Source organism: uncultured Intestinibacter sp., from assembly GCF_902468165.1.
In the GTDB taxonomy this organism is placed as follows: domain Bacteria; phylum Bacillota; class Clostridia; order Peptostreptococcales; family Peptostreptococcaceae; genus Intestinibacter.
Genome location: NZ_CABQXJ010000038.1, coordinates 1 through 21288 on the forward strand (window position 1 = coordinate 1; position 21288 = coordinate 21288).

The following is a 21288-nucleotide window of genomic DNA, read 5'->3' on the forward strand; positions in this document are numbered from 1 at the left end:
CCAATTTAAATATTTCGAACCATATAAAATATTAAAAAAACAAGAAAATATTGTAATATATTACCATCGAATTAATAAAGTAAATTATATGATTTATTGATTCAGAAGTTTCCGTTTTCGATGTAAAAATTTTATTTTATAAAGTAAAATTTTTATAACATTGACTTACATATTAAATCACTATATATATTTTTATTATTTTATACTATTGCATATGTCTTTAAAAATAGGTATTGCAGACTTGCTGTTTTTTTCTGTACCTTCAACTAAGACTGTTATTGCATATTTAGGATTATCCTTTGGATAAAAGCCTGTTATCCATCCATGCGATACCTTTGTATGGTTTACGCTGCTTTGTGCTGTCCCTGTTTTAACACCACATCCACCTTTTAAATCACTTAGTGATTTAGCTGTTCCTGTTTGTGAAACGCCTATCATAAATTGTTTAATTTGTGTTGATGTATAAGGTGATATCAATTCTTCCTTCTTAGATGTAGATAATTTTTTTATTTCGTTCATGGAGTCATCAACTATACTATCGTATATATATAATGGCTTATAAAGACCATTATTAGCTATAATTTGTGTCATTTGATTTATTTGTAGTGGAGTAAAACCTAGTGAGCCTTGACCTATAGACAAATTACTCAATGAGATATTATCTGGTATATTAGGCTCGACTTCTTCATCTAATCCAATATCTATTTTTTCATTTAAATGAAGTTTTTCAATCGCTTTATAAATTTCATCTTTTCCTACTTTTTTTGCTATATCATAAAATGCAGTATTACATGAGTTTGCAAATACTTCTGCTAGGGTTTGTATTCCATGTCCAGATAAATTATTGCAATTTAATTTTTCTTTGCTGTTTATTTGCTCACTTCCCGTACAGTTGTAGTAATATGTGCTGTTTGTTATTACTTTATTTTCTAATGCAGCAAACAATACAACCATTTTAAATACAGAACCTGGTGGATAAGTTGCTGATATTACTCTGTTTTGCAATTGGCCATCTGTTTTGTCTATTGAATCTTCTATTTTATTTTGATTAAAGTTTGGTCTCGATGACATTGCAAGTATTTCTCCTGTTTTAACGTCTGAAATTACTACTGCTGTAGGATTTTCTTCTTTATCTACTATTTTTTCTACCTGAGATTGTATATTAGAGTCTATTGTAAGTTTTAAATTTTTATTGTTATTTGTAACTTTAGATATACTACCTTCAATTATTTTAAGCCCGCTTTTTTTGCCTAAATCTCCTGCCTTAAAAACTGATATGTATTTTTCGTTGGAATTTTTAAGCTCTGAGTTCATATTCTTTTCTATACCGCTTACTCCATTTCTATCGGTTTTATTTATGTATCCTATTGTATGAGATAGTAGGTTGTCGTCTTTATATCTATTAGTTTTTTGTTCTACAATTATATTTATTTTTTCTAATTTATTTATTTGACTTGTACTTAATTTTCCTACTTCTATTTCTATTAATTCACTGTCAATTTGATCTTGTACTGCTTTGAAGATATCATTTTCATCTAAACCTGTAACTGTTTTGATTGTGTTTATATTTTTATAATTATCTGTAATAACACTTTTAGGCATTATTATCACTTGTGTCCTATTTGTATCTGTCAGAGGATTATTGTTTCTGTCGTAAATAATCCCTCTTCCAGAATTTAAATTTACCTTTTGTGTACTTTGAGTTTCTATCTTACTGCTATAAGATTCGTATTTATAAATGCTTAAATATGATAGTCTAATAATTAATGCTAAAAATATTATTAAAAATATATAAAAACCATTTTTAATTCGTTTTGCTAGAATTCTATTGATATTATTTATTTTTCTAGACATAAAATCACCCCTTAATTATTTGTCATTTTTGACAATAATTAAGGGGTCCATACTTTTATTTTTATATTTCTATAATTTGTAAATTTTAATTAAAACCTACTATATTTTTATTAATCGTAATCTATTGTTTCATCTAAATAGAATCCTGTTGTATGCTTTCTAGGAGTAGCATTTTTTAATGTTTCTAACATATCTTCAGTACAGTTGTACTCGAAGTTATTATTGTAGAAGTCATCTATTGCCTTTCTATAAACTGGCACAACTTCTCTTACATACTTTTCATCATTAAGTCTTGCTTCAATAGTTAAAGTACTCACTCCTGCTCTTATAAATTTATCTAGATATTCAATCATACATAAATCTCTACTTGCAAAGAATATTGTTCCTGCTTCATCTTCATAAACAGGAGAATATTGACCTTGTCTCTTTTCTTCTGTTAAATTATATTTTTTCTTAGAAGAATAGTTGTCTTTTCCTTTGCTTTCTAAATAACTTGTTATTAGCTTTCTTCCTGAATAAGACATTATTACTGGTCCATGAACATATGCTTCTAATTCTAGACTTTCAGGTGTATTTAATCTCATTGTTTCCATTTCTTTTATAGATAACTCTCTTGAGATTACAACTCTATCAACACCTTGTTCGTGCCAGAAATTAGCTGTTTCGTAATTGTATACATTTGAAACATTGCTTAAATGTATTTTCATTTCCGGTAAAATTTGTTTTACTGTTATTAAAGTACCAGCTTCTGAAACTATAACAGCATCTACATTTAATTCGTCTAAAGTTTTTAAATACGCTTCGAACTCTTTAAAATCTTTATTATGTGGAAGTAAATTAATTGTTACATATACTTTTTTGTTGTTTTCATGAGCAAACTTAATACCTTCTATTAAATCTTCTCTTGAAAAGTCATCTGATAAAGTATCTCTTCCGAAAGATTCTCCTCCTACATATACGCTATCTGCACCACTTTCAAGTGCTGCTTTTAAACATTCTAAACTTCCTGCATAGCAAGTAAGCTCCATTTTATGCATCTTTATTCTCTCCTCTTTTACTGTCTTTATAACTTATAGCAACTCCGTCTCCCATTGGTAAAAGTGAAGTCGTTAGATAATCACAATTACAGATATAATCTAGATAATCTCTCATTCTTTTTACTATAGTTTTCTTTCTTCTAACTACTAAATCGTCGCTAGCAATCATACCTTTATATAAGATATTATCTGATATTAATACTCCACCTACTTTTAGTTTATCTATTACTAAATCGTAGAATAATTTATATTGGCCTTTAGCAGCATCTAAGAAGATCATATCAAATTCACCTTCTACATTTTGAAGCTGCTCAACTGCATCACCTTCAAGTATTGTTATATTATTTTCAAATCCAGCTCTTTTTATGTTTTCTTTAGCTTTTTCAATCATAACTGGATTTCTTTCACATGTTGTTATGTCAGAATCTTCTCCGCATGTTGTTGCAAATAATATAGAAGAATACCCTATTGCACATCCAACTTCTAAAATTCTCTTTGGTTTTTGCATTTTTAAAAGTACTTTTAATAAATCTGCCACTTCTTTGTGTACTATTGGTACACTATTTTCCTCTGCATATATTTCTAATTCTTTTAAAAGTCCTTCTGTGTCTTTTAAAGTCTCTCTTATATAATCTTCAACGACATTATTTACTATATTACTCAAAATTTTCACTCCTCGATTTCTATTAAACATTAATATGGATTATACCCAATTTAAGATATAATCCATACAAAACTTTTATTATTAATTATTTTCTTTAGATGCTTCTTCTAATGCTTTATTTCTTTCATCTCTGTCTTTTCTGTATTTGTTTACATTTGTTTTGTGTTCTTCATATGTTTTACTATAAACATTGCCTCCATCTATGCTAGCTACAAAGTATAAATAATCAGTATTTGATGGCTCAAGTACTGCTTCTATTGATTTTATACTTGGATTTGCAATAGGTGTCGGTGGTAATCCTTTTTTAATATAAGTATTATATGGAGAATCTATTTTTAAATCATTATATGTTATACTCTTCTTTCTTGTCTCAAAGATATACTGAAGTGTCGCATCTGATTGAAGAGGCATTCCTATTTCTAGTCTGTTATAAAATACACTAGCTATAATAGGTCTATCTTCATCTATTACTGCTTCTTTTTCGACTATAGATGCTAAATTTACAACTTCTTGAAGAGTCATATTTCTTTCTTTTTGTTTTTTCTTTAATTTATCAGTATAGCTTTTATCAAATAGACTAAGCATTTCTTTTATTATATCTTTAGGTTTTGCATCTTTATCAAAATAATACGTACTTGGATATAAAAATCCTTCTAAACTTTTTATATCTTTTTGATCTAAAAACTCAAAATCACTATAAAATTCACTTGGATTTGATACTAATTTTTCAAAGTCTTCTTTTTTGCCTAATTCATTTTTTACTAATAATGCTATTATCTCATTTGATGTAGATCCTTCTGGTATAGTAACTTTAATACCATCTCGATATATTTCACCTGAAACTAATTTTTCTATAATATCAGAATTAGATAATTTTTGACTTAATAAGTATTTTCCTGATTTCATATGTGAAGCGTTATTTTTCATTTTAAAGTTTAATTTAAATAGAACTTCGTTTTTTATCAGGTTGTTTTCTTTAAGAATATCAGCCACACTACTAACAGTTGAACCCATAGGAATATCAACTACTATGTCTTTCCCGTTATTTTTATCATAAGGTCCGCCTTCATAAGCTACAAATAGTGCTCCTATAAGTACTAATAAAATAACGGAAGATACCAATATGATAACCCTCTTTTTACTTAATTTCATATTTTTTCTCCTTGATATATTTGTATCTTCTTTATTATAAAACTTAGTTAGCAATATTTCAACAATAAAATACTTATTACAAAATACTTAGACAAATATTTTTCTATAGTATTTCCAAATTTAACATATTATAAACATAGATTTTAATTTTAATAAATAAAAAATTCGCTTCGCTCATATCGCCAACGAATCAAAGATTCCGTTGCTTTAGTTAATAGGTTAGAAATTATACATTATCCACAAACCATATAATGTATAATTTCCTTAGAATAAAAAAACCTCTATGAGATTATAGAGGTTTTTACTATTTAAAATTTATGTCGTTTTCGCGTGGATGTTTTTCCTTGATTTCTTTTCTTAGATTTTTATCTATATATTTTAAATACAGCTGTAAGCTTGATAAATTAGAATTCCCTAATATTTTGCTTACAACAGCTACATTTGCACCACCATTTAATAAATGTATTGCAAAAGAGTGTCTAAGCGTCGTAGGATTTATATTTTTATTTATGTCTGCTTCTTTTGCATATTTTTTAATTAATTTCCAAAGTCCTTGTCTTGTAAATCTCTGTCCTTGTGCATTTACAAATAATGCTTTTTCTTCTGGATATGTCAATAAATCTCTAGACTCATTTATATATTTTAATAAATAAAATTTAGTAGCTTCACACAGAGGTATAACTCTTTGATTTTTGGAGCTTCCACAGTATATATAGTCTATATCCAAATCTATATCTTCTAAATTCATATCAATAAGTTCTGAAACTTTAATCCCTGTCCCATATAAAACTTCAAATATAGCCTTATCTCTTATTTTTTTTGGTGTTGATAAATCTTCAAATTTTAAAAGCTTATCTACTTCTTCTTCTGTAAGAATTTCTACTTCTTCTCTTTTTACTTTAGGTTTTTTGATGTTTTTTGCTGGGTCATTTTTAGCCAGTCCATTAAAAAATAAATAATCGTGATATGATTTTATTGAAGATATCATTCTAGAAATTGATGAAACTGATATATTTTCTTTTTCAAGTTCAATCAAATAACTTATTATATCATTTTCAACTACATCTAAAATATTTATCTCTTTGCTGTTTAAATACTCTATATATTTTTTTAAATCTCTATTATAAGATGCTACTGTATTTTTTGATAATTTTTTAGTTTTTTCTATATAATCTAAATACTCTTTTAAAACCTTCATTTTTAACTCCTTTATCTTGCTAGGAATTGTATTATGCTAATACTTATTATATTTAGTATTGATTGTAATATAATAGAAGCACACATAATAATTATTAAATTTAATACAAACTCTTTTCCTAAAGATACTATACTATCTTGTCTATTCTTTTTCAACTGTTTATAAACACTTTTTATGTATCCTATCGATAGTTCGATTAAAATTATCGACATAGGTACTATAACAATATTTTTTAAAAATACAATAATACACATCTTAAAACTGCTAAATCCCAAAAGTATAATACTTGTATTTATAGTATAGCCTATAGACATAGCTTTTACTATAAACACAATAATAGCAACTGGATATGTAAAGAAAAATAAAGTCCCTAAACCTATCAACCCTAAATATCTTATATATTCTTTTATGTTTGTAAAAATAAAATCTTTTTTGTTTATATTTCCGTCATAGTAAGAACTTATTTTTCCTATCTGGTTTGATATATTATCTAAGTTACTACTATCCATTTTGTTTAGACATGATCCAACTATTACAAATATAATAAAAATTATACTTATAATTATTAAGCTTTTGTTTCTCTTGTAAAAATCTTTTTTCCTCAATTTAAAAACCTCCTCTATCTTTACATAAAATATTATGTTAACTTAGAGGAGGTTATTCCTTTTATATTTATTTAATTAAATCTTTTGATAGCAGTATACCTAAAGTTGTCTTTCCATCTACTATTTCATTATTTAAAACCATTTTATATACTTCATCAAAGTCTATTTCTTTTATTTCTATTTGTTGCTCTTCTTGCTTATCTTCAAGTTTTTCAAGTTTTTTAGCTAGATATATAAATATCATTTGATTTGAAAAACCTACTGAAGGATAAAACTTGTGTATTAATTTAAAACTCTCTGCATCATATCCTGTCTTTTTTCTAAATTCTCTTATGGCACATTCTCTCGGATTTTCATTTAACTCCAACTTGCCACCTGGAATTTCTAAAACTACATCTTCAATTGATTTTCTATACTGTTTTACTAAAATAATTTTGTTATCTTCTGTTATAGCTATTACTGCTACAACACCGTTATGCTCAACTATTTCTCTTTTTTGATATCCTTTATTAGGCACTTCAACTGTATCTACTCTCAAACTAACAGTTTTGCCTGTATATATCAAGTCACTACTTACAGTATTTTCTTTCTCAATCATGGCATACCTCCATTAAATAATATGCAGCACTACTTGCAGAATCGAAAAACTCACTATCTTCATCATAATTTCTTCCCATACTCTTAACTTTTAATCCAAAGTGCTCTAAATCTTCTTTGCATTTGTTATTTTCTACGAATACTATGTTGTGTTTTTCGTCTAATTTATTTTCTTTTATCTGTGCCTTAATTTTATTTAACTTTTCATCTTCATAAATTGTTATAGGTATATTTACATCTACATTAACAATTTTATCAAATACAGTTATACTATGGTGTGATATCCCTTGATGTCTATCTCTTTTATCTGCAAAACTTATTCTAGGAATAGCTATAGGTCTTCCACCTAGTTTTTTTACAGCATCTAGTATCTGTCCTTGCTCTATTCCTGTAAATCCGTATTTAGTACCTGTTCCTGCAATACCAGGACCCATACTTACAAATACTACATCAGCTTTTGCGATTTCTTTTGCTGTTATAAGAGCAGTATATATATTTATACACTCATAATCTCCACCAAACGCATTTCCAATTGTTATAGTGGAATTTATTAAGCCTTTTTGTTTTAAATTTTTTACATTCATACTTAAATAAAGTGGTAAGGCAGCACCATCAGTCATTATATATGCGATTTTCTTGTCTGGATTATTTCTTTTGTATGAAGCTACAAAAGGTGTAAGCATACTATGTAATGTTCCTACAACGACAGGTAAGTCGTCTAAGCTTTCAAAATCATTTATAAGATCGTGATACTTACTTTCGTGGTCTTCTACACTATCTACAACTATTTGATAAGGTGTATATCTAAGTTTCATAATATGTCCATTTGCGTCTAAATCTGACTCCATATTATTTAAATTGCTTATTACAAAGTGATATCCACCTGTACCTAAGCTAAGCTCTACAGCTGTCGTATTTAAAATAACTTTATCGCCTTCATTTACTTTTCCAGTCATTTTAGGATAATTGTATGCTCTTTGAATTTGTCCATCAATACTTACTCTTATATCTTGTAAATCATCGTCACTACTTTTTATAGATTCAACAATCCCCACTTTTTTACTAATCATATTATTACCTTCCCAAGTCATCTATGAATTTTAATACTTTATTTTTTTCTATAATTTTTGTAAGAGAGAATTTTTCAGTAATTAAATGCATAAGCACTAAAAATACTAACCATGCAACTCTAACTTTTATTCCATATCCAAATGCCATTAAAACACCTATTGATATTCCTAAAACATTTGAACCTGTATCTCCCATCATACCTCTAGCTTTTAAATCAGTATTAAAGTATGCTAATACGTTTGGAAATATAAGAAGTGGTAATGCTTTTATATATCCTGTTAATGTTATATATATAGGTATCATTATTACTAAATATGCTTTTATAGCTCTTCCCGGTCTTAAATCAAATAAATTCATTAAGTTTGTAGAAAGTGCTATGATTAATGTATTTACAATTATATCTACTATATCATTTGAAATACATACAGAAACAACTAATCCTACAAATCCTCCAAATAAAGCTTTAAATCCACCAGTAGTAAGTTCACCTTTTAATAAACTTTTAAAGTGACCTTTTAATCCACTTACACTTCTGTTTCCAATTAAGTCGTCTAATGCACCTGCAAAGAACATACATACCATAGAGAATATATATAATGCTAAACATAAAAGCCATACTGTATTCATATTTAAATAACTTGTACTACCTACAGCCCATATTGTATTCATAGTTATATATCCTAATATTATACTGTTTATTATCATCATAGGTAAAAATACTATACCCATTCCAACAGGGATCATTTCATTTTTATAATTAGGTCTAATTACATTTGAGTTAAGTAACATACTTTTAAAAAGAGGTATCATAAAATATGTTCCTAAAAAACCTAACACAAATAGTATTGCATGAAAAATATATTGTGTCATAAAACTACCTCCACTCTTTTTTCTTTTGTCTTACAACTTTTTTAATGTGATAGAATTGTTTACCTCTGTGGATAAATCCTTTTAAGTCTCTTCCTGTCTCTGAGTGAGTCATATTTACTAATATCTCTTTTATTTTGAAATTGTGTTTTAATATGTCTATTGTCATACCTACTTCTACACCATATCCAAATGGTATTTCATCAAATATTTCAAGAACTTCTTTTTTGAATATTCTTTGACCTGATAAAGTTGAAGTAAGCTCCACTCCTGTCATTTCATAGACAGAGTTTTTCGCTAGATTTTTTACAAATCCTAGACCTCCCTTTTTCTTAGCTGGAGGGAATTTAGCTATAGTAACATCGCACTCATTATTTATAATAGGTATTATTAGTTTTTCAACTTCACTTGCAGTATTTCCTAAGTCTCCATCTAAAAATCCTATTATATCTGCTCTTTTCATGGCTTCTCTTAGACCATTATTTAAAGCATATCCTTTACCTCTATTTTTGCTTTGTGTTATTACATTTATCTTTTGACTTTCTACACTTTTTGCAACTTCTGATGTCTTATCACTAGAGCCATCATCTACTACTATAATTTCGTCTATTTCTTTAATATCTTTTATACTTTCTAGAGTATCTTTTATTTTATTTTCTTCGTTATAAGCTGGTATTATTATACTTATATAGCTCATCTTACATCTCCTTAATAACTTTTGTAAGTTTTATTATTTTGAAAATGGCATTAAATCAGTAACATTTTCTCCTGTTCCATAGTTTCCTACGATGCTTTCATCTTTTATTAACATACTTAAAGATATTTTTCCGATTTCAGAATCGATATTATCTATAGTTGATATTTTTGAATCTGAGCATAATTTTAAAAATTTTGAGTTGCTAGCTTCTCTTTGAACAGCTACTAAATATTTTTTCTCTGATTTTAATTTAGATATAATATTTTTTTCTTTTACTTCAAATGTTTTTTGCATGTTTTCGTCTTCATTTTCTCCTACTAAAATTGCAGAATCGTATGAAGCATAATCATCGCTTAAAGATTTGATTTCTATTAACTCTAATTCTTGTAATTTTTCTAAATCTTTTTGTGCATTATCACCATTTAAACAGTCCATTATATAGTTTATACAATCTTGAGATGTTTTTATTTCTTTATCTATATCATTTGATAAAGTTTTTAATTTTTTTTCATCTTCTATAGTATCTCTTACTACTATATTAAATGCTAAATGACCATCTGCATCTTTTATTAAGTTTTCTATTTCTTCACTATAATCATTTTTCTCATTAGTAATTATTATTCCAGTATTTCTATCTGTTAATGCATTTGTAATTAAAAGATTATAATTTTGCGATATATAAGATGTTAATTTTTCTTGTTCTTTAGTTAAATCTTCAATTTGAGTATTTAAATCTGCTTTTTCTTGATTTAAAGAGTCAAATCTATCTTCAAATTCTGATAAAACCTCACTTTGTTGTTTACTTAATTCTTGGTCGTAATTTAAATTGAAACCTACTATAATTCCTATACCTAATGCTAAAAATATAGAGCCTATAGTTACGATGTAGTATTTCATATTTATATTCATATTTAGTCCTCCTATTTTACATGTTTAGTTTCATTTTTAATTGTAGTAATTTAATAAGTTGTTGTACAGTTGGAGATAAATAAGCAATTATTATAACAGGGAATATAGCTGTTATTACTAAGGCCCATATATATTTCATTTTTAGTTTACTCTTATAAAGTAAATTGACTCCTTTTGCATCTATAAGTTTTGCTCCTATTTTTAATCTAACTAAGAATGTAGAAGCCATTCCTTTTCTTCCTTTTTCTAAGAAGTCTATCATATTAGAATGTGATCCTAATGCTACGATTAATTCTGCACCATATTCATATGCAGTAAGCATAGCAATATCCTCACTTGTTCCCGGCGCTGGGAAAACTACAGCATCTAAACCTAAGTCTTGTACTCTTTTTAGTCCTGGTGCTCTACCGTCTACATATGCATGAACTACTATTTCTTTAGCTTTTTTTAGAGCTTCATCCGTAACACTATCCATATCACCTACGATTACATCTGGGTTGTATCCGCATTCAAGAAGTGCATCTGCACCACCATCAACCCCTACAAGTATAGGCTTCATTTCTTCTATATATGATTTAATTGTAGCTAAATCTTCTTTATAGTCTTGTCCTCTTACAACTACTAAAACATGTCTATCTTTGTAGTTTGTAGTCATTTTAGGAATTTCAGTTTCTCCTAATATAAATCCTTTCTCACGCTTTGCATATTCTATAGTATTATCTATAAATCTATCTAATTCTACCGACATATTTTCATATGCAATTTGTGTTCTTTTTTCAACAACAGATTTGTCCATAACTTCGCCTGAGCCTATAAATTGACCATCTCTATAGATTTGTCCGTTGTTTACTTCTATAACTTGTCCTTCTTTTAATTCTTCAAATACATTTTCTCCTACATTATCTATAATCAGAATATTATTATCTATAAGTATTTTTGGTCCCTTATTAGGATATCTACCACTTATTGAAGGAGCTGCATTAATAACAAGTTTTATCTTACGTTCAACTAAAGAGTTTGCTGCGACTTCATCTATGTCTATATGATTTATAACAGCAATTTCTCCAGCAGAAAGTCTTTTTGCAAGCTTTTTTGTCTTTCTGTCTACCTTAATTGGGGCTTCGACTCTCATTTCATTAACCTCCGTAAATTTTTAAATCTTAAAATATTATACCATTATTTTCACTCAAAATAAATATTTTGGCGAAAGAGCCCGTTAACTACCTAATAAAACAAGTAAATTTGTATTTAATACTTGCAAAATTAAATATGTTATAGTCTATCAACACTTTGTACTTCACTTATTCTAATATAAATTTTAACATATTACTACATTTTGAAATATACATATCTATTATTTTAAGAATATGTAAGTTTTATATGTGTATTTTCCCCTATTAATTTTATCAAATATTGTCAAATATTCAATATTTATTTACAATGTATAAAAAACTAATCGTTATGTTTCTAAAAGTTTGTAAAAATATCTAATTTATTTTTATTAAATTAAGCCTTAAAAAAGCCTTCTATATATCTAGAAGGCTTTTTTCTTACTTAACTATACTATGCTCTAATCTTAATTTATCTGCAATCATAGCTATAAATTCTGAATTTGTAGGTTTTCCTTTAGTTGTATGTACAGTATATCCAAATAATTGATTTATAGTATCAACCTTTCCTCTACTCCATGCAACCTCTATAGCATGTCTTATAGCTCTTTCAACTCTACTTGGAGTTGTGTTAAATTCTTTAGCTATACTTGGATATAACTCTTTTGTAACAGCTCCTAATAATTCAACATTGTCTATAACCATTTTTATAGCTTCTCTTAAATATAAATATCCTTTAATATGAGCTGGTACTCCTATTTCGTGTATTATGTTAGTTATTTCTGCTTCTATATTTCCTGCACCCGGTTGTTGATATTCATTTGTTCTGCTCATTTGCAGTTCAGTAACAGCTTTAGATGCTTTAGCTTGAGATACTACAGGTTTATTTAAAACTAATTCTCTTATTCTGTTTATAAATACCACAAAGTCAAATGGTTTTACTATGTAATAATCAGCACCTAAGTTAATAGCTGTTTGTGTTATTTTGTCTTGTCCTACTGCTGATAGTACTATTATTTTTGGCATTTTATCTAAATTCATAGTATTTAGTTTTTCTATAACGCCTAATCCGTCTAAATGTGGCATTATTACGTCTAATACTAATAAATCTGGCTGTTTTGCCTTAACTAATTCTAAAGCTTCTACTCCATCTTTTGCTATTCCCAAAATTTCTATATCATTTTCATTAGACAGATATTCTTTCAATACTTGGCAAAAATCTTTATTATCATCAGCTAAAACTATTTTTATTTTATCTTTCATTGTAATTCCCCCCATTAATATATTATTATAATATAAATTTCCTTAATTATATTTAAATTTTTCATCTTTGAGAAAAAGTAAATATACTACCTAAAATTTTTTTTAGTATAATACTTTGAAAATAATTTTCATCGTAATCGAGTATACTAAGCTATTCGACATTATAAAATTGTTTTCCTTCATTTAAATTTAAATTTGTTTTATTTTCCCTATTTTATCATTGCTCCTATAAAAATTCCAAATCCTTTTTTTGGGTTATTTTTCAAAACATATGTAATACTTCCAATTAATTTGTTATTTTGTACGATTGGAGCGCCACTCATACCTTGTATTATACCACCAGTATAATCTATTAAATCCTTATCTATTATCTCAATCTCCAAAGTTTTACTTTGTTTATCTATATTGTTGATTAAAATATCGTAAGATTCTACTTTATTATCATCTGATTGAAATAATACTTCAGCTTTTCCTAATTTTATATCTTTAAATCTAGCTACTTCCATCTTCTTTTTTTGATATTTATAAGATAAATTTTGATTTATTTTTCCCTCTATACCATAGTTAGAGTTTTCTAAAAAACTTCCAATTATCTCTTTATTGTCAAAATCTCCTTTTATATACCCTACTTTGCCCGAATTACTTTTTATAATTTCTAAATTTGATATACTCGAGATATTTCCTTCTTTTATTTTTAATTGTTTTTTAGTATCTATGTCATAAATAGGATGACCAATAGCATAAAATAGATTTTTTTGTGGGTCATAACATGTCATTGTACCAATACCCGACACCTTATCTCTAACCCAAAAGCCCAATTTATATATTCCATTTTCATGTTTAATTTTTATGGATTTCGTAATTATTTTACCATTACGCTCTAATTTTATGTTTACTTTATTTTTTTTTAATTTATTTAAAATATCGTATACATCTTGGCTGGAGTTTATTTTTGTATCTTCTATATATAAAATATTGTCGCCTTCTCTTAATTTATCTATGTATTCTATATTTTCTTCTTCATTTGCTAAAACTAAAACTCCATCTGTTTTTGCATTAATGCCGACAATATCTCCCAATACATATACATATTTTTTACTTTCAAAAAAATTTGCTACTACTTCAGTTTTTTTGTTATGTAGTATTATAATACTGAACAATAATATAAATACAACTAAATATATCCTTTTTATATAAATCACCTCTAATTCACAATAGCATATATTATGTTTTGTATTTTTTTATTATTTATTCATTAATTTTAAAAAAGATCCCTATTTTAAATTAATAGAGACCTTATATATTAATTCAATTGAGCTAGTTCAATTATTTCATGAGCATGCTCAATAGTCTTTTCAGTTATATTATTCCCTGCTATTAATCTAGCAATTTCATCTATTCTCTCATCAAATGTCAATTCTTTTATATTTGTATATGTTCTATCATTAGATGTATTTTTTTCGATTCTATAATGAGTATGTCCATTAGCCGCTATTTGAGGAAGATGTGTTATACATATAACTTGTTTTTTCTTACCTATTTTAGATAATTTTTCTCCTACAATTTGAGCTGCTATACCACTTATACCTGTATCTATTTCATCAAATACTAATGTATCTATTTCATCTATATCTGCTAGTATTGTTTTAAATGCGAGCATAAATCTAGACATTTCTCCACCAGATGCTACTTTATATATTGGCTTTATATCTTCTCCTAAGTTGAATGATGCCATAAATTCTACATCATCACATCCATTTTGATTAAATGCTATTTCTTTAAAATCAACTTGGAATGATACATTTTTCATATTTAAGCTGTGAAGCTCTTTTATTAAAACATCTTGTAGTTGTATAGCTACATCTTGTCTTGCCTTACTTATTTGCTTAGCTTTATCGTAAAGAACAGATTCTAACTTTTCTAGTTCTAATTTTAAGGATGCAACTTTTTCATCTCTATTTAAAATTTCATCTAATCTATCTTGTATTTTTTGTCTATATTCAAATATTTCTGTTACAGAACTTCCATATTTTCTTCTTAAGTTGTTAATTTGGTCTATTCTCTGTTCGATTTCTTCCATCTCATAAGGATTAAAACTTATATTTTCTTTATAGTCTCTGATTTCCCTAGAAATATCTTGAAGTTCGTACATAATTCTCTCTATATTTTCACTATACTCGCTTATATTCTTGTCATAAGAAGCAATATCAGCTAGCTCTTTTGCTGCCATTCCTATTAAGTCAACGGCGTTTACATCCCCTTCATATAATTTTTGATATGAAAGGCTTAAATTATTATATATCTTTTCACTATTTCTACATAGTTCTCGTTGAGCTTTTAGAGCGTCGTATTCTTCTTCATTTAAATTAGCTTCATCGATTTCATTAATTTGAAATTTTATTAAATCAATTTCTCTTTGAATTTCCATCTCATCTTTATTTTCATTTAAATCATTTAACTCTTTTTTTATTTTATTAAATTGGTTGTATGATTCTTTATAATTAGATTTTAAAGGTTCAATGTCTTTTTCTCCAAATAAATCTAAAAATTTAATATGTGTATCTTTATTAAATAGAAGCTGATTTTGATGTTGGCTATGTAAATCAACTATTGTACATGCAACTTCTTTAAGTATTGAAATCTTGACAGTTCGTCCATTTATTCTTGCTACACTCTTTCCGTCTGCATACATAACTCTAGTAATTATAATTTGATTGTCTTCATAATCAATATCATATTTATCTAAGACTTCTTTTAAATTGGAGCTTTGTGATGAAACTACTATTTCACAAATACCTTTATCAGTGCCCTTTCTTAAAAAGGACCTGTCGTATTTTTCTCCAAGACATAAACCAAGTGCTTCAATAATTATAGATTTTCCTGCTCCTGTTTCCCCTGTTAATATATTTAAACCGTTATTTATAGTTAGTCTAGACTCCTCAATTAAAGCGCAATTTTTCATATACATTTCAAGGATCATAGTAAACCCCCTCTTTCTCGACTAATTTTTGATTAATGATTTAATTTGTGTGAATCTTCCACAACTTTAATTACTTTTTCTTTATAGTCTTCTTCATTAAATGTATAACCTTCATTGCTGTTTTTTAAGTGAATAAGGTATTCTATATTACCTTCTGGTCCTTTAATAGGTGAATAATCTAGGTTTAATATAGAGAATCCAGTTTCTACAGCAAATTTTGAAACCATTTCGATTACTTCTACATGTGTTGATTTTTCTCTAACTACACCTTTTTTACCTACTTTATCTTTACCTGCTTCGAATTGAGGTTTTATAAGTGCTACGATTTCTCCACCTGGGCTAATTAAGTTATGTGCAACTGGAAGTACTAATTTTAAAGATATAAATGATACATCTATAGATGCAAAATCTGCAAACTCTTTAGTGTCTTCTATTGTTACATATCTTATATTAGTTCTTTCCATGCAGACAACTCTCTCGTCTTGTCTTAATTTCCAAGCTAATTGTCCATAACCTACATCTATTGAAAATACTTTTCTAGCTCCATTTTGAAGCATACAGTCAGTAAATCCACCAGTCGATGCACCTATATCCATACAAACTTTATCTTGTAAAGTTATATCAAAGTTTTTCATTGCTTTTTCTAATTTTAATCCACCTCTACTTACATAAGGTATTGGATTTCCTTTTACTTCTATTTTGGCATCAGTATTTACTTCTGTACCTGCTTTGTCGCATTTTTGATTATTTACAAATACTAATCCAGCCATTATAGATCTTTTTGCTTTTTCTCTACTCTCAAAAAATCCTTGTTCAACTAATAAAACATCTATTCTTTTCTTCATAAAATTACCTTTCATTTATTTTATAATAAATTTCTTTTTATTTTGTCTTAAATCATATTTTATTGCTAAAAAAAGAATATACTCTTTTAAATAAAGTATATTCTTTCTATCAATATTTTAAACATTAGAATTATATCATATTATTATTTTTTTTTCAATTTAAGAAATCTCTTAAATTTTGTTTTACTAAGACATCACTATCCCTATTATTATTCCTAATAAAGCTCCAAATAAAACTTCTTTTGGCGTGTGTCCAACTAATTCTTTTAGCTTTTTATGTTGGTCAAATTTCCCGTGGAAAAAGTCGTCTACTATTTGATTTAAAATCTCAGCTTGTTTTCCGACAGCTCTTCTAACTCCAGAAGCATCATACATTACAATAATTGCAAATACTGCTGTTATTGCAAATTCAGTAGATGCAAATCCTTTATCAAATCCCACAAGCATAGCTAATGATGTTACAAATGAACTATGCGAACTAGGCATGCCTCCTGAAATTATAATTCTTTTAAAGTCAATTCTTTTTTCTTTTCCCGTAAATATTTTTATAAATTGTGCTAAAAAACAAGAAAATATACTAATAAGTAAAATTCTATTTTGAAAAATGTCTGTCATATTTCCTCCTAAATATACTTTAGATTAGTGGTCTCTAGAAATTATATAGTCAGCTAAACCTTCTAAAAAGCTGAAATCCCCTGATATTTTTCTTATACTATCTTTTGCCTCTTCTATTAAATCTTTTGCTACTTTTCTTGATTTTTCAAGACCTATTAAAGTAGGATATGTAGATTTATGGTTTTCTAAATCACTTCCTACAGGTTTTCCTAATATTTTTTCGTCTCCAACTATATCTAAGATATCATCTACTATTTGAAAAGCCAAACCTATATTTTTGGCATATCTAGTTATATTTTGTAAATCTTCTTCTGTTGCATCTCCTATAATTGCGCCCGCTCTCATACATCCTACAATCATAGCAGCTGTTTTATTCATATGTATAAAATCTAGTTTCTCTTTTTCTATTGATTTATCTTCACTTTCTATATCTACAACTTGTCCGCCTATCATACCATATATTCCAGCGCCTCTTGCAATTTCATAGATAGCTTTTAGCCTTCTATCTGGATTTGATTTTCCTATTGATTCTTTAAGCATTATCTCGAAAGCATAATTTAAAAGAGCGTCACCAGCTAAAGTCGCCATTGCATCTCCAAATACTTTGTGATTAGTAGGTTTTCCCCTTCTAAAATCATCGTTATCCATAGCTGGCAGGTCATCATGGATTAATGAATATGTATGTATCATCTCTATCGCCATAGCAAATGGTACAGCTTCTTTTTCATCTCCTCCTACAATTTTTGTAGCTTCTAAAGTAAGTATCGGTCTTAATCTTTTTCCGCCAGCACTTAAACTGTAATTCATAGCTTCAAAAATCGTTTTTTGGTATCCCTCTTCTTTTGGCATATACTCTTTTAACAAATCCTCTATATATGCAGATTTTGTATTTAAATTTTCTTTAAATGCCATTTTTATTCCTCCTCTAAGTCGAAATCTTCTAGCTCTTGATCTTCATTAAATTTGCTTATCTTAAATTTCGCTTTATCAAGTAATTTATTACATGTAGCATAGAGTTTTATACCCTCTTCATAAAGTTTTAATGATTCATCTAGTGACGCATTGTTTGTTTCAAGTTTATTTAAAATTTCTTCTAACTTTGAGTAAGCTTGTTCATATGTAAGTTCCATTTTTATCCCTCTTTTTTATTAATTTTATTTACAGTGCAATCTAAACTTCCATCAGATAAAACTACTTCTATTTCATCGTTTTCTGATACTTTTAAAACACTATTCACAACTACATCTTCTTTATTTATTATACTATATCCTCTATCTAATGTTCTTAATGGGCTTAAATTATGAAGTAAAGAACCTAAATTTTTTAAGTTCATTTCTTCTTTATTTATTTTAGTTTCTATATTATTGTTTAACTTTTCTATAATCTTATCTAAATCATAAATTTTATCACTTATAATATAATCATTTAAAATAGTATTAATTCTATTAAATGTATATTTAAGTTTTTGTTCGTCATAATTAACTATATTAGTCAACGATTTATTCATCCTGCTTTTTATATTTTCTAATTTGAAATATAAATCATCTACATCCGGTATTGCAATTTCTGCAGCAGCTGATGGTGTAGGCGCTCTCATATCTGATACAAAATCACATATTGTAAAATCTATCTCGTGTCCTACAGCAGATATAATAGGTATTTTTGATTCAAATACACATCTGGCCACTTCTTCTTCATTAAATGCCCATAAATCTTCTATAGAACCACCGCCTCTACCGATAATTATCGTATCGACTTTGTGAATCTCATTGAAAAATCTTATACCTTCGCATATCTCATCTTTTGCACCCTCACCTTGGACTTTTACTGGATATAATTTTATATGAACTTTTGGATATCTCCTTTTTGTCACGTTTATTATATCTCTAATTACTGCTCCTGTTGGCGAAGTTACTACACCTATAGATTTTGGTATTTTAGGTATTGGCTTTTTATATTTATAATCAAATAAACCTTCTTTTTGCAATTTTTCTTTTAATTTATTAAATTCAATATATAGGTTTCCTATCCCTGCTATTTCTATATGTTTTATGTATAGTTGATAAGAACCATCTCTTTCATAAACTGAAATATATCCACTTGCTATTACTTTTGTTCCATTTTCTAAATTTAAATTTCTATCGTAGTCATTTCTAAAAATAACACAATTAATTTTTGAATTTTGATCCTTTAGCGATAAATACACATTGCCGCTACTATGAACTTTAAAATTTGAAATTTCTCCTTTAATTTTTAAGTTGCACAGTATAGGGTCATTTATCAAAATTCTTTTTATATACGAATTTGCTTCACTTACGTCTAAAGCCCTTATTTTCATATTTATTCTCCTAAATTTAAATTTTCAATTCCTATCAAAGCACAACCTACAGCATTATCTGTAGCTAAGTGAGACTCTGTAAAATAAGCTTTTACATTATACTTTTTCAATTTCTGAGTTAAATTTTTAGATATATATTTACTTGCAGATACACCGCCTGCAAATACTACTTCATAAGCTTCATATTTTTCACATAGATATTTAAGTGATTTTAGCATACATCTCACTATAGTATCCATAAGTAGTTTTGATAAGTAATATTTATCTATATTATCATCATTTTCCATTATTTTATTTAATTGATTTTCTAATCCAGATAAGTTCATATATCCGTCTTTTACACTAGTTTTCAATCCATTTTCTATTTTTATATCGGATTTTAATGCATTTTCGTCTATATACTTACCACATGGGAAATTATAAGAAAGTTTTACACCTAGTCTATCTATTAGTTGTCCAAAACTTATATCTTTTGTTCCACCGATAATTTCAAATTCATAATCGTTGTATTCATTTTTATTTACTAATACTATTTCTGTAGTTCCTCCAGACATATGAACTGCCAAAAATCTATTTTCGTTTAATAGATTTTTCCCTAATAAACTAGATTTTATATGATTTTCTTGATGTGTTGTCTCGAAAAAAGGACAATTATGTGTTGCACTAATTAATTTTCCTGCATTTAGCCCTACTGTAAAAACTGGCATATAAGAGCCATCTATTGGTCTTGGTTTTTCAGAGACACACACTCCAACTATATTGTAGTTTTTTAACTTTTCACTTATATTCTCACTTAATATTCCTATATTAGATATATGTTGAAAAACACCTTCACTTTGTCTAAGCCCTTTTGAATCTTTGTCAACTTTAAGCATTATTTTTTCACTTAAAATTATATCCTTATTTAAAGAGATAGCTGCTATAGAAGTTGTATAGCAGCTAGTATCTATTCCTATTACAATGTTATCTCTCCTTGATCTCATTTACAACACTTCCTAAAATTCCGTTTATAAATTTAGGTGTTTTTGCTTCACAATACATTTTTGCTAAATCTATAGCTTCGTTTATAGAAACTCTATCTGGTATATTTAAATCAGATAATATTTCAGCTATTGCTATTTGTAATATTGCTAAGTCTATTTTTGAAAATCTATTTATAGACCAGTTTTTCGCGTTGTTTTCTATAAGTTCATTTATATAATCAATTTTGAATCTTAAAATATCACACATTTCATTTAAGTAAACTCTATCAACACATTTTTCTAATGAAAGTCCTTCAAAGTCTACATCTTTGTCTGAATAAGTTAAAACTAATTCTTTATATCTACTTACTATGTATTCTTTGTTGTTTTGTAAGAATTCTTCCATTTCATTTTCTAAATCAGTTATATCTCCGTTTGATATATATGTTTGATACATTAATTTCATTAAATATTCTCTACTTGTCTCTCTTTTTGCTCTTATGTTTTTCATATTTAATCCTCCTT

At 27.3% G+C, this 21288-nt stretch carries 22 protein-coding genes; all 22 read right to left on the minus strand.

Translation table 11 applies throughout. The features are described from left to right. Positions 1-195 precede the first annotated feature (195 nt). The 22 genes from RDX53_RS08115 to nusB all read right to left on the minus strand — a co-directional run bounded on the left by RDX53_RS08115 (position 196) and on the right by nusB (position 21274). On the minus strand, positions 196-1854 hold the full coding sequence (locus tag RDX53_RS08115; protein ID WP_195930414.1) for a penicillin-binding protein 2: 1659 nt from the start codon (positions 1852-1854) through the stop codon (positions 196-198). 110 nt (positions 1855-1964) lie between these two features. Continuing rightward, positions 1965-2891, minus strand: coding sequence for a peptidase U32 family protein (locus tag RDX53_RS08120; protein ID WP_195930412.1), 927 nt, complete (start codon positions 2889-2891; stop codon positions 1965-1967). Next, entirely contained in the window at positions 2884-3555 is a 672-nt protein-coding gene (locus RDX53_RS08125) for an O-methyltransferase (RefSeq protein ID WP_195930410.1), read from the minus strand. The genes RDX53_RS08120 and RDX53_RS08125 overlap by 8 nt, the downstream gene beginning before the upstream one ends. Before the next feature lie 81 nt (positions 3556-3636). Further along, positions 3637-4707: an endolytic transglycosylase MltG gene (gene mltG, locus RDX53_RS08130; RefSeq protein ID WP_195930408.1), complete on the minus strand. Its 1071-nt coding sequence runs from the start codon at positions 4705-4707 to the stop codon at positions 3637-3639. Between the two features lie 304 nt (positions 4708-5011). Further along, positions 5012-5905 carry a tyrosine-type recombinase/integrase gene (locus RDX53_RS08135; protein ID WP_195930406.1) on the minus strand — a complete coding sequence of 298 codons (894 nt, stop codon included), beginning with the start codon at positions 5903-5905 and terminating at the stop codon, positions 5012-5014. 11 nt (positions 5906-5916) lie between these two features. Then, positions 5917-6510 (minus strand): hypothetical protein, encoded by a 594-nt coding sequence (locus RDX53_RS08140; protein ID WP_195930396.1) that lies wholly within the window; start codon positions 6508-6510, stop codon positions 5917-5919. 67 nt (positions 6511-6577) lie between these two features. Continuing rightward, on the minus strand, positions 6578-7108 hold the full coding sequence (locus RDX53_RS08145; RefSeq protein ID WP_195930393.1) for an NUDIX hydrolase: 531 nt from the start codon (positions 7106-7108) through the stop codon (positions 6578-6580). Further along, positions 7101-8177 (minus strand): DUF3866 family protein, encoded by a 1077-nt coding sequence (locus tag RDX53_RS08150; protein WP_195930391.1) that lies wholly within the window; start codon positions 8175-8177, stop codon positions 7101-7103. Before RDX53_RS08150 ends, RDX53_RS08145 begins: the two co-directional genes overlap by 8 nt. A gap of 4 nt (positions 8178-8181) precedes the next feature. After that, positions 8182-9048 (minus strand): glycosyl transferase, encoded by an 867-nt coding sequence (locus RDX53_RS08155; RefSeq protein WP_195930389.1) that lies wholly within the window; start codon positions 9046-9048, stop codon positions 8182-8184. Between the two features lie 4 nt (positions 9049-9052). Continuing rightward, positions 9053-9742, minus strand: a complete 690-nt coding sequence (locus tag RDX53_RS08160; protein ID WP_195930387.1) for a glycosyltransferase family 2 protein — start codon at positions 9740-9742, stop codon at positions 9053-9055. 33 nt (positions 9743-9775) lie between these two features. Further along, positions 9776-10651: a copper transporter gene (locus RDX53_RS08165; protein ID WP_195930385.1), complete on the minus strand. Its 876-nt coding sequence runs from the start codon at positions 10649-10651 to the stop codon at positions 9776-9778. 16 nt (positions 10652-10667) lie between these two features. Then, entirely contained in the window at positions 10668-11783 is a 1116-nt protein-coding gene (gene steA / locus RDX53_RS08170) for a putative cytokinetic ring protein SteA (RefSeq protein ID WP_195930383.1), read from the minus strand. A 418-nt stretch (positions 11784-12201) separates the two neighbouring features. Continuing rightward, complete coding sequence (gene spo0A, locus RDX53_RS08175) at positions 12202-13038, minus strand: sporulation transcription factor Spo0A (RefSeq protein WP_195930381.1); 837 nt, start codon at positions 13036-13038, stop codon at positions 12202-12204. 194 nt (positions 13039-13232) lie between these two features. Then, entirely contained in the window at positions 13233-14183 is a 951-nt protein-coding gene (locus tag RDX53_RS08180; RefSeq protein ID WP_243269586.1) for a SpoIVB peptidase S55 domain-containing protein, read from the minus strand. A gap of 143 nt (positions 14184-14326) precedes the next feature. After that, the gene (gene recN / locus RDX53_RS08185) at positions 14327-16003 is read right to left on the minus strand and encodes a DNA repair protein RecN (RefSeq protein ID WP_195930827.1); all 1677 of its coding nucleotides are present in this window, start codon (positions 16001-16003) and stop codon (positions 14327-14329) included. 32 nt (positions 16004-16035) lie between these two features. Continuing rightward, complete coding sequence (locus RDX53_RS08190) at positions 16036-16848, minus strand: TlyA family RNA methyltransferase (RefSeq protein ID WP_195930826.1); 813 nt, start codon at positions 16846-16848, stop codon at positions 16036-16038. A gap of 186 nt (positions 16849-17034) precedes the next feature. Further along, positions 17035-17463, minus strand: a complete 429-nt coding sequence (locus RDX53_RS08195) for a divergent PAP2 family protein (protein WP_195930825.1) — start codon at positions 17461-17463, stop codon at positions 17035-17037. 24 nt (positions 17464-17487) lie between these two features. Beyond that, positions 17488-18375, minus strand: coding sequence for a polyprenyl synthetase family protein (locus RDX53_RS08200; RefSeq protein ID WP_195930824.1), 888 nt, complete (start codon positions 18373-18375; stop codon positions 17488-17490). Positions 18376-18377: 2 nt separating this feature from the next. Continuing rightward, positions 18378-18593, minus strand: a complete 216-nt coding sequence (xseB, locus tag RDX53_RS08205; RefSeq protein WP_195930823.1) for an exodeoxyribonuclease VII small subunit — start codon at positions 18591-18593, stop codon at positions 18378-18380. A gap of 2 nt (positions 18594-18595) precedes the next feature. Next, complete coding sequence (gene xseA / locus RDX53_RS08210; protein WP_195930822.1) at positions 18596-19801, minus strand: exodeoxyribonuclease VII large subunit; 1206 nt, start codon at positions 19799-19801, stop codon at positions 18596-18598. Between the two features lie 2 nt (positions 19802-19803). Continuing rightward, a complete protein-coding gene (locus RDX53_RS08215; protein ID WP_195930821.1) occupies positions 19804-20784 on the minus strand; it encodes an O-sialoglycoprotein endopeptidase in 981 nt (326 codons plus the stop codon). Next, positions 20765-21274 (minus strand): transcription antitermination factor NusB, encoded by a 510-nt coding sequence (gene nusB, locus RDX53_RS08220; protein ID WP_195930820.1) that lies wholly within the window; start codon positions 21272-21274, stop codon positions 20765-20767. Before nusB ends, RDX53_RS08215 begins: the two co-directional genes overlap by 20 nt. Between the last annotated feature and the right edge of the window lie 14 nt (positions 21275-21288).